We start from the raw sequence: 13455 nt of genomic DNA, 5'->3' as shown, positions 1-13455 counted from the left end.
CATGCATCTCATTGGGGTGTTTGCCGGGATAATCGACGAATGGGAAAATCCCGTGCCATTCAGCTTGAGCGCTGGCCTGGTGAATTGATGTAAATCAAGTCTCAAGCGTTCCAGGCTTTCAGAATCGATGAATACCCTATGGTGCACCGACCCTTTGGCGGAGAACTCCCATGAGCGATTATCTGAGTCCTGAGCAACTGCAACGGCTGGATGCCTATTGGCGGGCCTCCAATTATCTCGCCGTCGGGCAGATTTACCTCAAGGACAACCCGCTGCTGAAGCAACCGCTGACCCTGGCGCACATCAAACCGCGCTTGCTGGGCCATTGGGGCACTACCCCTGGGCTGAACCTGATCTACACCCACCTCAATCGGCTGATCAACCAGTACGACCTGAACATGCTCTTTGTGGCCGGTCCCGGTCATGGTGGGCCAGCGGTTGTGGCACAGACTTATCTGGAAGGGACGTATACCGAGTTTTATCCCTCGGTGGAGCGCAACACCAACGGTCTGGTTCGCCTGTTTCGGCAGTTTTCATGGCCTTACGGAATCTCCAGCCATGTCTCGGCGCAGATTCCGGGATCGATCCATGAAGGCGGCGAACTGGGCTATAGCCTGGCCCATGCCTATGGTGCCGCGTTTGATAATCCCGACCTGATCGTCGCCTGCGTGATCGGTGACGGCGAGGCCGAAACGGGGACGCTGGCCGCCAGTTGGCATTCCAACAAATTCCTCAACCCTGCGCGTGACGGGGCGGTATTGCCGATCCTGCACCTCAACGGCTACAAAATCGCCAACCCCACGGTGCTTTCCAGAATCAGTGAGGAAGAACTGTCAGCCCTGATGTATGGCTATGGCTACGACCCGTATTTTGTCGAGGGCGATGACCCGGTACAGGTGCATCAGGCGATGGCACAAACGCTGGACACGATGGTACTGAAAATTCGTGAAATCCAGCTTGAGGCGCGTCGGCCCGGGCCATCCGGACCACCGGAGCGACCGCTTTGGCCAATGCTGGTATTGCGCACGCCCAAAGGCTGGACCGGCCCGACATTCGTCGATGGCCATCGGGTCGAGGGCACCTGGCGCGCGCATCAAGTGCCGCTGGCCGATTTCCAGCAGCCGATTCATCTGCGGCAATTGGAGGAATGGCTCGAAAGCTATCGTCCCGACGAATTGTTCGATGCCAATGGCGCCTTGCTCCCCGAGATCGCCGCGTTGGCCCCCACCGGGCATCGGCGCATGAGCGCCAACCCCCACGCTAACGGGGGCTTGTTATTGCAGCCGCTGAGCCTGCCGCGATTTGCCGACTATGCCGTCAAACTCGACATTCCCGGCAGCCTGCGCGCCGAGGCCACACGGGTGATGGGCACGTTTTTGCGCGACGTGATGAAAAACAGTCTGGGTGCGAGCAACTTCCGTCTGTTCGGCCCGGATGAAACCGCTTCAAACCGACTGGATGCGGTCTATGAGGTCAGCGCCAAGGCTTGGATGGAACCGCTGGAGCCCGATGATCTCAACCTGGCAGCCGATGGCCGGGTGATGGAAATCCTCAGCGAACAGGTGTGCGAGGGTTGGCTCGAAGGCTATTTGCTGACGGGTCGCCATGGTGTGTTGTCCTGTTACGAAGCGTTCATCCATATCGTCGATTCGATGGTCAATCAGCATGCCAAGTGGCTGAAAACCGCCGCCGAGGTGCCGTGGCGAAAACCCGTTGCTTCGCTCAATTATTTGCTGACGTCCCATGTCTGGCGCCAGGACCATAACGGTTTCTCCCACCAGGACCCGGGGTTCATCGATCTGCTGGCGAATAAAAAGTCGGATGTCGTGCGGATCTACCTGCCGCCCGATGCCAATTGCTTGCTATCAGTCGCCGATCACTGCTTACGCAGCCGCAACTACATCAATGTCATCGTCGCCGGCAAACAACCGGAATGGCAGTGGCTGGATATCGATGCCGCCATCGGTCATTGCCAGACGGGCATCGGTCGATGGGACTGGGCGTGCCGGGATGATCAAGACCCGGACGTGGTCATGGCCTGTGCCGGTGACGTCCCGACCCTGGAAACCCTGGCCGCCGTCACCCTGTTGCGCGAGTACGTGCCGGATCTGCGGGTGAGGGTGGTCAATGTCGTGGACTTGATGGTGCTGCAGCCGTCGTACCAGCATCCTCATGGCTTGTCGGACAGCGCGTTCGATGAATTGTTTACCGTCGACAAACCGGTGATCTTCGCCTTCCATGGCTACCCTGCGCTGATCCACCGACTGTTGTACAAACGCAACAATCACGAAAATTTCCACGTTCGTGGCTTCAAGGAGGAGGGCGCGACCACGACACCGTTCGATATGGCGGTGATCAACAACCTGGATCGCTATCAATTGTCGCTGGACGTCATCGAGCGCGTGCCCCGGCTGCACGATCAATTGCAAACCGCGCGGTCGCGCTACTGGTCGACCATGGAGAAACACAAGCTTTACCTCATTGAGCACGGGCAGGACATGCCCGAAGTCCTGAACTGGCAATGGACGCCAGCGGCGGGTCGCTGAAGTCCGATAGGGCCGCGCGGCATCGAATACCCACCTGATGGATGTGCGTACAAGGGAAAGAGGAGGTTTGCTATTTTCTCTTCCAGTACTTCTGCATTTCGAGAAATAGAAATGATGCTGTCCAGGTAATGAGTACCAGACCGGTCAATGCCTGCAGGCCGGTCAGGTACTTGAGATTACCCACGGGTGAAATATCGCCGAAACCGATTGTCGTGTAGGTCGTGAAGGAAAAGTACACGCAGTCCAGCAGCGTGCCGTCGAAGTTGCCGGTCAGGCCGCCCCATTCGCCGGAGCGCACCATCAGGTAATAGACCAGCGCGAAGCACCAGACCTCTATCGCGTGGGCCAGCAGGGCGCCGAATACCCCGACGACAATCCTGAAACGGCTCCAAAGCTTGAGCCGCGGCAGCCAATCGTTCAGGCGCAACAGGCATTCGTAGTGGATCACCACAACAATGATGACCACCAGTGTATTGATCAAGGTGACTGCCAGCATGGCGAACCTCCGGCGGTAGCGGATGCGTAGCGGTCCGCACTAAGGGGTGTCATCAAGACAGGTTCTCAGGGGGGCGTCACGGTCAGCTGGGTGGATGGCGGGGACGGGTTTGATCGGCATGAGCGGTGGAAACTCTTCGGGCGTCAGGGTTTCTTTTTCCAGCAACAAGTGTGCACCGGCGTCCAGATCACCCCGACGACTGTCAAGCAGGGCTTTTGCCCGCCCATAGGCTTCATCGAGCAGGGCACGAATACCCAGGTCAACTTCCCTGGCCGTTTGTTCCGAATAGTCTTTCTCACCAACGCTCTGCATACGTTCGCCCAGATAGGTGGTGTTTTGCCGTTCCAGAACCGACTGTCCGAGTTCGGTACTCATGCCAAACCGGGTGATCAATTGTCTGGCGATATCAGTGGCACGAGCCAGATCATCGGCAGCCCCGGTAGAAATCTGGCCATAAGCAAGGTATTCGGCGGCGCGTCCGGCCATCAGGATGACGATCCGGTCCTTGAGCATTTGGCAACTGATGAGGAAGTGATCTTCGGTCGGGCGTTGCAGCGTATAGCCCAAAGAGCCAATGGCGCGGGGCACAATTGAGACTTTGTGGACGGGGTCCATGGCGGGCAGACTACTGGCGGCCAAGGCATGCCCCATTTCGTGATACGCCACCACTTGGCGCTCGTCGGGGTGTAGCACGCTGCTCTTGCGTTCAACCCCCGCGACGATACGTTCCACCGCCGCCGTGAAGTCATTAAGGCTGACCGCTTCGGCGCCACGACGAGTGGCCACGATGGCCGCTTCGTTGACCAGGTTTGCCAGATCAGCGTCCGTGAAGCCCGTGGTGATGTCGGCAATACGCTCGCCATCCAGACCCGGCTCCACAGTGATTTTTTGCAGATGGACCTTGAGGATCGCTTGCCGGCCTTTACGGTCCGGGCGATCAATCAGCACCTGGCGGTCGATCCGGCCGGCTCGCAACAGTGCCGGGTCAAGGATCTCTGGTCGATTGGTCGCGGCCAGTAGTACAACGCCTTCACGGGGATCGAACCCGTCCAGCTCTGCCAGTAACTGGTTGAGGGTTTGCTCCTTTTCGTCATTGCCGCCAAATGCGCCAACACCTCGCATTTTGCCCAGCGCATCAAGTTCGTCGATGAAGATGATGCAGGGCGCCGCCTGCCGTGCTTGCTCGAACAAGTCGTGTACACGGGCGGCACCCACGCCAACGAACATCTCGACAAATTCCGACCCCGAGATCGAGAAAAACGGCACACCGGCTTCACCCGCGATGGCTTTCGCCACCAGGGTTTTGCCGGTTCCCGGCGGACCGACCAACAACGTGCCCTTGGGAATGTGCGCCCCCAAGCGTGCATATTTGGCTTTGTCCTTAAGAAAAGAGACGATTTCTACCAACTCGGCCTTGGCTTCATCGATACCCGCGACATCGGCGAAGGTCACCCCGGTATCGCGCTGCACGAACACCTTGGCTCGGGACTTACCGATGTTCATCAATCCGCCTATGCCTTGTTTTTCCGCCATGCCGCGAAACAGAAAATGCCAGATCACCATGATCAGCAAAAACGGCAGCAGCCAGCCCAGCAGTCCATTCAAAAAGGTGTTTTCGTTGACCCCGGTAAAGCCGACACCCGATTGAGCGAGATCCGTCGCCAGCACCGGGTCGACCCGCACAGTGGAGAACAAGTCGTGCCCGTCAATGGGTTCCTGCAGTTTGCCGCTGATCTGGTCCTTCTCGACTCGTAAATCGCTGACCTTTTGCTCGTTCAGCAGTTGCAGAAACTGACTGTATGGAATGCTTTGTACGACACGACTATCAATAAACAGAAATTGACCGAGGGTGAGCACGATAAACGCGATCGCGAAGTAGGACAGGTTCCATTGCTGATTTTTTTTCATGAAATTCACTCAGAAAGGAGGCCTGGGTCCAACAGGCAGATCGCAGGTGCCAGGGGGATTGGCTCAAACAAGGCGCAAATGATCGTCCACCTCCCTTACCCCCGGCACCGACCAGGCGGCCCGTTCCGCGATGCGGCGCTCGCGCCACAAATGAACGTTGCCTTCCAGTCGCACAACATCCCCATCGACCTTGACGTGAATGTCCTGGGCGTCGACTTCTGCGTTGCGCTTGAGGGCTTCTTCAATGCGATGCTGGATATCGACCACGTCTACCCGAGGGACGAGGGTGAGTCGATTGTCCACACCGACCACGCCGGACAATTTGTGCACGGCGCGCTCGGCGGCTTCTTTCTGGTACTGCCAGTCCACTTCGCCTTCAAGGGTGACCCTCCCGTTCTGCACGATGACCTTAATGTCACCGTCGGGTACGTCGACGCTCCACTTGAGGATATTCAAGGCGCGGGTCGCGATGGTGTCGTCCGCTGTGCCGGCGCCTTTCTCCAGCCTGACCTGGATTTCTTCGGCAACAGCGCGTACCCCTTTGATGCCTTTTACCGCGCGCTCTGCACTGACTTTCTGGGCATAGCTGTTGACGTGACCGGAGAGGGTGACAACGCCATTGTCCACGGCAACGCCAATGCTGGCAGCGTCGATTTCAGGCGTGAACTCAAGCTCCTCCAAAATAGTTTTACGCAGACTCAAATCAGTCATGGCGGTGTCCTCTGTTTGATGCGGTATTGATGGGGCGCAAATGCCCGGTAGTTTTTTTTTACGCCTGAACGACGCCAGGACATTGAGTTAAATCAACAAGGCTTCAGTGAGTTCCTCACTAATCGCCAGCAGGCCATTAGTTGACAAAAATCAGAGTGTGCAACTGATGGAGTCAGATACTTGGGGCAACGATCCGAAGCTTTTCCAGTTGCGATAAACCAAGAGGAAAAAGTCATGAATAAGCGCTTGCCCTTTGTATTGCTGAGCGTTCTGTTAGCAGTGACTGCCGGTTGCAGTAATAAGCGCACTCAGGAATTCGACGCCCGATTGGAGTCTGCGGAAAACAATGCCGCAACGGCCAGACTCCGGGCCGATGAGGCCTACATGAAGGCGGAGCAGGCGCAGGCAACGGCTAGCCAGGCGCTACGCACGGCCGATGAAGACAAGGTGCGTGCCAGTCGGATGACCGACAAGGCGACTCGCAAGTAATGAGCGATTGCACGAACTCCCGACAGGAAGTCGGGTTTGCACTCGGGCAGATAAGCCAAGGAAGAGGTCTGTGATGTTTAAACTTAAACGTATCCTATTGATTGCCCCCACCGAAATGACCCGCACTCCAGCGTTTGACCGGGCGCACGCGCTGGCCTGTGCCACCGGAGCCATATTGCACATCGTCGCGTTCGACTATGTGCAGACGCTGGCGGTGGCCGGGCTGTTTGATCACGATGCGATGGCCCAGGCACGGGAGGGCTACTTACAGGTGCATCGACACTGGCTGGAGCAGCAAGCCCGGTTCCAACGATGCATCGGGTTGCCGGTAACCACCGAGGTCGTCTGGGCCAGGTCCACCCCGGCGAATATCCTTGAGTATGTCAATGACTTCCATGCGGATCTGGTGATCAAGGACACCCAGCACGTCCCTGCACTCGATCGCGCATTCCATCGTCCTCTGGACTGGCTGTTGCTGCGCGACTGTCCCGCACCCTTGCATCTGGTTACGGAAGCTGAAAATCCCAAACCGTTGAAAATTCTCGCGACCATCGATCTGTCCCATCTGGAGGAACTGACCCAAGGGCTCAATGACCGGATTCTCGACCTGGCTTCAACGTTGGCGGCCTCCTGTGACGCCGCCTTGCACGTGTTGAACGTCAACAACTGGTCAGTGATGGGCGACGCTACGAGAAGTGTGCCGACTTCGAGTCTGGATGACAGTTTGAGAGACGCGGTCAACGATGCGCAGGAGGAAGCTTTTGAGGTACTTGTCGAACGCTATGGCATCGAAAAAAAATGCCAGCATCTGTTGACCGGCATTCCCCACAAAGTGATCGGATTTTTCGCCCAACAGAATGCATTCGACATGGTGGTGCTGGGCACGGTCTATCACCACGGAATCGACAGGTTGATCGGCAGTACTGCCGAGAGCGTGCTGAACAGCGCCCCGTGCAGCTTGACGATCGTAAAGCCATTGCCTTGGCTTGACTAAAACGACGATCCGGTCGCACCCCAGGTTGATAAAAATCAACTGTTCTTGCGCCAAAAGGAGCAATCAATAGAGCTCCCATGAATGTTCAAGGAAACGGCCATGCGAATGACATTTCTTGGTGCAGCAGGCACGGTCACCGGCAGCAAATACCTGTTGGAACATCGCGACCAACATGTACTGATCGATTGCGGCCTGTTCCAGGGCTATAAACAGCTGCGATTGCATAACTGGGACCCGTTCCAGCTCCCGGTTGGCAACCTTGGCGCCATCGTCCTTACCCATGCCCATCTGGATCACAGCGGCTACCTGCCCGTATTGGTGCGTAGCGGTTATCGCGGTCCGGTTTATGCCACACCCGCCACCTGTGAGCTGGTGCGGATCCTGCTACTGGACAGCGGCCGCTTACAGGAAGAGGCCGCCGAGTTCGCCAATCGGCATGGTTTCTCTCGGCACAAACCGGCGTTGCCACTTTATACCGAGCAAGATGCCGAGCGGGCACTGAAACTGTTACGACCAGTGGAGTTGCATCACAGGGTCGAAATTGTCCCGGGCATGACCATCCAGCTTCGTTGTGCGGGGCATATATTGGGCGCGGCTACGGTGGAGGTGATCGCCGATGGCATCACGCTGGTCTGTTCAGGGGATCTGGGGCGGCCAGATGATCCATTGATGTTCGCTCCAGAAACCGTCGAGCAGGCTGACTACCTGCTCGTGGAATCGACTTATGGTGATCGCAAACATCCGGTCGAGTCGCCGGAGGCGCAATTGGCTGAAGTCATCACCCGCACCACGCTGCGTCATGGCATCACCTTGGTTCCGTCGTTCGCAGTAGGGCGCGCCCAACTGTTGATGTACCACCTGTATCGGCTGAAACAACGACACGCGATTCCCGATGTGCCGATCTATCTCAACAGCCCGATGGCCACCGACGTCACGAGTTTGTACCAGCGTTTTCGCAGCGAGCACCGTTTGTCCCCCGAAGAATGCGAAGGCATGTGTCACGTCGCGCAGTTCGTGCGCACCACCGCTGACTCGATCAAACTGGATCAGCAACGCACCCCGGCGGTGATTATCGCTGCCAGCGGCATGGCCACGGGGGGGCGTGTGATCCACCATCTCAAGGCGCTGGCCCCCAACCCCATCAATACGTTACTCGTACCTGGATTCCAGGCCGGCGGTACTCGTGGCGCGCAAATTGTCGCAGGCGCGCCTTCGGTGCGCATTCACGGCAAGGATGTGCCGATCAGGGCTGAAGTGGTGCCGATGGAAACACTGTCCGCGCACGCCGACGCCGATGAAATCATGCAATGGCTGCGCGGATTCAAGCGGCCGCCGAAACACACTTACGTGGTACATGGAGAGCCGAATGCTTCGGATGTACTGCGTCGACGCATTAGCCTGGAATTGGGCTGGTCGGTGTCGGTGCCGGAGTACCGCGACAGTGTTGAGCTCGACGCCATCAGTGCGCCTGTAACCTCATCGCGCTGACTAAAGATGTCCTCGCCGGTTTGAAGCCTGCCCCCTTTGGCAGGAGGAATGTTTATTACCGCTCATTGACAGCACTTCTGCCCAACCGGTTTCCCGGCTGGGCAGGGCGGCGCCAGACTCAATCGCCTTTAATTGAAACGACTTGATCCGCTTTCATGGCTTCGGGCTTTTTCGGCAGCGAGATGCTCAGCACGCCTTTGCTGAAACTCGCATCGATTTTGTCGGTATCGACCCCCTTGGGTAGGCTGAACACCCGCTCGAAGGAACCGTAGTGACGTTCGCTAAGATAATAGCCCTTCCGTTTTTCTTCCTTGTCCTCTTTCTTTTCCCCTTTGATGATCAGGCTGCCGTTGGACAGCTTGATCTCGATGTTCTTCTGATCCATACCGGGTAACTCGGCAGTGATTTCGAAGCTTTTATCCTTCTCAGTGATGTCTACGGCTGGCATGCCACGACCAATCGATTCACGACGCCAGAACGGTTCAACATCGAACAGCCCGCGACCAAAGGGGGAAAGACCCGAACCACGATTGAAGTCATCGAACAGGTGATCGACCTGCTGCCGGAGTTTTTCCAGCGGCCGCCAAAGATCGTTTGCCATCGGGTGTTAACTGGTTTTGTCGTCGGTAGCCACCGGCATTTTTTTTACAGAATTGCTCATTTCACTACTCCTCTTGGGTAAAGGGCAGGCTGCAAACATCCCTTAAGTCAGTCCACCCTGGAAAGAACAGAACTCGAAGACTGGCTTTATATGGCCAGCGTCCCGGACCACAGCATCCAGCCGGCATAGGCTGCCGCCGTCCAGATAATGATCAGCAGTCCCGTCTCGGGGCCGCTGAGCGGTTGCCCCTGACGAGCCTTCATGGTGGCCAGATAGATCAACGAACCGGGGGCGTACAGCAAAGCGCTGAGCAACATGTATTTAGGCCCGGCGGCATACAGCAGCCACAGGCAATACAGTGTGGCGACCGAGGCGATGGCCATGTCGCGTAGTTGCAGAGCGCGGTGGCCGGCATAGGTCTGGCCCTGCCAGGTCAGTTTCAGCGCATACAGACCACTGAACAGGTACGGCAGCAGAATCATTGAGGTGGCCAGGGAAATCAGCGCGAGGTAACTGGCGCTCGAATACAACGTCAGTAACAGGAACAGTTGAATGCAGCCGTTGGTGATCCACAGCGCATTGGCCGGCACACCCTGGGTGTTTTCCACGGCAAGCGCGCCTGGCATGACCTTTTCCTTGGCAGGTGTGAACACCGATTCCGCCGCCAGCAGCGTCCAGGCGAGCAGGGCGCCACCCACCGAAATGATCAAGCCAATGCTGATCAGCACCGCGCCCCACGGCCAGGCTGCAGCCTGAAGCACGCCGGCCATCGAAGGGTTTTTCAGGGCGGCCAGTTCAGGTTGTCTGAGAATGCCCAACGAGAGCAACGACACTGCAATCAACAGCAACAGGGTGATGACAAAGCCGATGACCGTGGCGCGGCCGACATTGGCCCGCTCCGCTGCGCGGGCAGAGAACACATTGGCGCCCTCGATCCCGATGAACACCCAGACAGTCACCAACATGGTGCTTTTGACTTGATCGAGGGTGCTGCCCAGCGCGGGCGAGCCCCAGAAGTCGACGCTGAAGGTTTCACGCTGAAAAGCTGCGATCACCAGACCGATAAACAGCAACAACGGCACGATCTTGGCCACCGTCGTCAACGCGTTGGCGCGCGCCGCCGTGTGCATGCCCCGGAGAATCATCCAGTGCAATGACCATAGCACCACGGACGCCCCGGCAATCGCCGCTTTGTTGTTGCCTTCACCGAACAGCGGGAAGAAATAACTCAGGGCGGCGAACAAAATCACCAGATAGCTGACGTTGCCGATCCAGGCGCTGATCCAATAGCCCCACGCTGAATTGAAGCTGAGGTATTCGCCACCCAAGGCGCGGGCGTAGGCGAACACGCCGTTATCCAGCGCCGGTTGGCGGTTGGACAAGGTCTGATAAACCAGCGCCAGCGACAACATGCCGACGCCGGTGATCAGCCAACCAATCAGGATCGCCCCGGCCCCCGCACTGGCCGCCATGTTCTGTGGCAGGCTGAAAATACCGCTGCCAATCATCGAGCCGACCACCAGGGCAATCAGCAGGCTCAGGGACAGGCGCTTGGGTTCCACCTTTCGCAAACTGGCCGCAAGGGGGTGGCTGGCAGTCGGCGGGACGACCGGCTGGGTGCCTTGCAGGTGGGTAGCCATGGGAGTCTCCACGAAACGAGAGTGTCTGCACTCATCGAATGCGATGGTGTGAATGCTGACTCTAATTTCTGCGTGAACGTCCAACGTCTGTTTGATATAGATCAGAAAGTGGGAAATCAGCCGATTTATCCGGGCACAGCCATGCCCCTCTATTGTCTCCAACGCGTCAATTGCTACGCCCGGCGGACACGAAAGACATTCGAGTCCTAAGCTCTACCTCGATGAGCGGCAGTTGTTTTTACAGCGATGCATGCAAATCGCTTTTTGAGGAGCTCACTTCGATGCTCAGCAAGTGGCTGGACCCCGTTCTATTGCTGCTCACCGCATTGACGCTGCTGGCCGGCGGCATCGCGTATGTTGCGCAGAAACCTGATTGGGCATCGATGTACTGGGCAGCAGGCAGTCTGGTGATGTCCGCGGTATTGCTCATCGAGATTGCCAGGCGTCTGGCTCGACGCGAGGCTGGCGTGGACCTGATTGCGCTGATGTCGATCACCGCAGCTCTGGTCTTTGAGCAGACGCTCGTGGCGGCGGTGATTGCCTTGATGCTGGCGTCCGGCCGGACTCTGGAGTTTTTCACCAAGCAGCATGCCGAGCGTGAACTACGTGCGCTCATCGACCGTGCGCCACGTTTTGCCTGGTTACAGGAGGAGGGCGGTTTACGCAAGATTCCGGTTGAGCAGGTCCAGTTAAATCAAACATTGCTGGTGCGGTTGGGGGAGGTAATACCGGTCGATGGTCGCCTGCTGAGTCCTGCGGCGATTCTGGACGAATCAGCGCTCAGTGGTGAGTCGTTGCCCGTCACCCGTCGAGAAGGTGAGCAAGTGCACAGCGGCGTTTCGAATGTCGGTGCGCCGATCCTGCTAATTGCCACGCGAACGGCCGCGCAGAGTACCTATGCCGGCATAGTGCGGCTGGCCGAGGAAGCACGCCGTTCGCGCGCACCTTTCGTGCGTCTGGCCGACCGTTATGCATTGTTCTTCATCCCACTGACGTTGCTGATTGCCGGATTGGCCTGGCAATTGAGTGGTGATCCTTTGCGAGCGCTGGCGGTGCTGGTGGTGGCCACACCTTGTCCTTTGATTCTGGCAGTACCGATTGCCATCATGTCGGGGATTTCCAGGGCCGCGCGGCGCGGGATCCTGATCAAGGACGGCGTGACCCTGGAAGCGTTGGCTGGGGTCAAGCAGGTGTTCCTCGACAAGACCGGCACGCTAACCAGCGGCCATGCCCGTCTGCAGTCGATCCCAGGCAATTGTTGAAGCTGCGCATCAGCGCCAATTGCCTCTCAGCGCCCCCCAGGGAGTAGAAGAAAGCCCAGGTTCTGGGCTTTGTGGGCTCGTCGACGGCGTGCAGGTGCGTTTCGGCACGTTGCCTTTTGCTCACAAAGACGCCCCTGAAACTGACTGGGTCGCCGCCATGCTGCGGCACATGGACTACCTGGCGTGCAGTGGAAGCTTCATCGACGTGGATGGGAAACTCGCGGGCCTGCTGGTTTTCTCGGACAAGGTTCGGCGCGAGACTCCACAAACTCTGCGTCGACTGCGCAATAGGGGCATCGAAAAGATCGTCATGCTCACCGGAGATCGCCTGGAAACCGCCGAAATGATTGCCCTATCTGCCGGGATTGACGAACTGCGTGCCGGGTTGAACCCTGAGGATAAAGTGCGTGCTGTACAGCAAGGTTGCCTGCGCACTAGCACATTGATGGTCGGTGATGGCATCAACGACGCCCCCGCGCTAGCGGCGGCCAATGTCGGCGTGGCCATGGGAGCCAGCGGTGCCACTGCCTCTGCACAAGCCGCGGGTGTTGTGCTGTTGGTGGATCGTCTGGATCGTCTGGTTGAAGCGCTGGACATTGCCCGACGCACCCGCTACATCGCCCGTCAGGGTGTGCTGATCGGCATGGGAATGTCGTTGCTGGCCATGGCTGTGGCAGCCCTCGGTTACTTGCCGCCGCTGATTGGCGCCGTAGTGCAGGAGGGTATCGACGTGGTGATTATCCTTAATGCCTTGCGGGCACTGGGGCCGTTGTGGGGGCTGAGGAAACGAAAGCTTGCCGCAGAACATATCGATCGCCTGCAAGACGAACACCAGCAACTGTCCACCGTACTGAGCGATCTGCATCAACTGGCCAATGACTTTGCCCAGCGCCCACTTGCGCAAGCACAGACCGACTTGGTGGAACTGGTCAACCAGCTGCAAACATCACTGGCGCGGCATGAACACGAAGATGAAAACACACTGTATCCGCTGCTGACGCGAAGCATGCCCGGCGAGGACCCGATGTCGGCTATGAGCCACGCTCACCGGGAGATTTTTCGCCTTATCCATTTACTGACGCGCATGAGTAGCGACTTCAGTTCCGACCCCGCAACGGCACCTGCTGATGAGATTCAGCATCAGCTGATTCGTCTGGATACCCTCGTGCGACTGCACTTTGATCAGGAGGAGGAACTGTTTCGTTATCTGGATTGGCGCTAAGGCATTCAAGTCCTGCAAAAGGGAATGAAATGAGTAAGGCCCAGGATCAGCCCATGACCTGCGGCCCGGTTCAAATAGGGATGACCGATGTTCACAAG

General features: G+C 57.8%; 9 protein-coding genes and 1 pseudogene. 5 read left to right on the top strand and 5 right to left on the bottom strand.

Translation table 11 applies throughout. The features are described from left to right. Window positions 1–170: 170 nt before the first annotated feature. Window positions 171–2546, top strand: a complete 2376-nt coding sequence (locus tag PFAS1_RS26155) for a phosphoketolase family protein (RefSeq protein ID WP_076031105.1) — start codon at window positions 171–173, stop codon at window positions 2544–2546. A 70-nt stretch (window positions 2547–2616) separates the two neighbouring features. Here PFAS1_RS26155 and PFAS1_RS26150 read toward each other — a convergent pair whose 3' ends face one another. The 3 genes from PFAS1_RS26150 to PFAS1_RS26140 all read right to left on the bottom strand — a co-directional run bounded on the left by PFAS1_RS26150 (window position 2617) and on the right by PFAS1_RS26140 (window position 5661). After that, window positions 2617–3042, bottom strand: a complete 426-nt coding sequence (locus PFAS1_RS26150; protein WP_076031104.1) for a potassium channel family protein — start codon at window positions 3040–3042, stop codon at window positions 2617–2619. Between the two features lie 39 nt (window positions 3043–3081). Continuing rightward, window positions 3082–4950, bottom strand: coding sequence for an ATP-dependent zinc metalloprotease FtsH (gene ftsH / locus PFAS1_RS26145; protein WP_076031103.1), 1869 nt, complete (start codon window positions 4948–4950; stop codon window positions 3082–3084). A gap of 63 nt (window positions 4951–5013) precedes the next feature. Continuing rightward, window positions 5014–5661 carry a BON domain-containing protein gene (locus PFAS1_RS26140; RefSeq protein WP_076031102.1) on the bottom strand — a complete coding sequence of 216 codons (648 nt, stop codon included), beginning with the start codon at window positions 5659–5661 and terminating at the stop codon, window positions 5014–5016. Window positions 5662–5895: 234 nt separating this feature from the next. Between PFAS1_RS26140 and PFAS1_RS26135 the strand changes: the two genes are divergently transcribed. From PFAS1_RS26135 to PFAS1_RS26125, 3 genes are all read left to right on the top strand, one after another. Beyond that, window positions 5896–6150, top strand: a complete 255-nt coding sequence (locus PFAS1_RS26135) for an Lpp/OprI family alanine-zipper lipoprotein (protein ID WP_076031101.1) — start codon at window positions 5896–5898, stop codon at window positions 6148–6150. 73 nt (window positions 6151–6223) lie between these two features. Continuing rightward, a complete protein-coding gene (locus tag PFAS1_RS26130; RefSeq protein ID WP_076031100.1) occupies window positions 6224–7144 on the top strand; it encodes a universal stress protein in 921 nt (306 codons plus the stop codon). A gap of 99 nt (window positions 7145–7243) precedes the next feature. Next, the gene (locus tag PFAS1_RS26125; protein WP_232252180.1) at window positions 7244–8632 is read left to right on the top strand and encodes an MBL fold metallo-hydrolase RNA specificity domain-containing protein; all 1389 of its coding nucleotides are present in this window, start codon (window positions 7244–7246) and stop codon (window positions 8630–8632) included. A gap of 118 nt (window positions 8633–8750) precedes the next feature. On the opposite strand, the gene PFAS1_RS26120 is transcribed toward PFAS1_RS26125, so the two are convergent. Further along, entirely contained in the window at window positions 8751–9233 is a 483-nt protein-coding gene (locus PFAS1_RS26120; protein WP_232252178.1) for an Hsp20/alpha crystallin family protein, read from the bottom strand. A 146-nt stretch (window positions 9234–9379) separates the two neighbouring features. After that, window positions 9380–10873 carry a basic amino acid/polyamine antiporter gene (locus PFAS1_RS26115; RefSeq protein ID WP_076031098.1) on the bottom strand — a complete coding sequence of 498 codons (1494 nt, stop codon included), beginning with the start codon at window positions 10871–10873 and terminating at the stop codon, window positions 9380–9382. A 281-nt stretch (window positions 10874–11154) separates the two neighbouring features. Between PFAS1_RS26115 and PFAS1_RS26110 the strand changes: the two are divergent. Then, a pseudogene (locus PFAS1_RS26110) lies at window positions 11155–13357 on the top strand (heavy metal translocating P-type ATPase). Window positions 13358–13455 lie beyond the last annotated feature (98 nt).

Origin of the sequence: Pseudomonas frederiksbergensis (assembly GCF_001952935.1) — a bacterium.
In the GTDB taxonomy this organism is placed as follows: domain Bacteria; phylum Pseudomonadota; class Gammaproteobacteria; order Pseudomonadales; family Pseudomonadaceae; genus Aquipseudomonas; species Aquipseudomonas frederiksbergensis.
The sequence above is the reverse complement of the archived record's forward strand: the minus strand, read 5'-3'. Positions and strand labels throughout refer to the sequence as shown.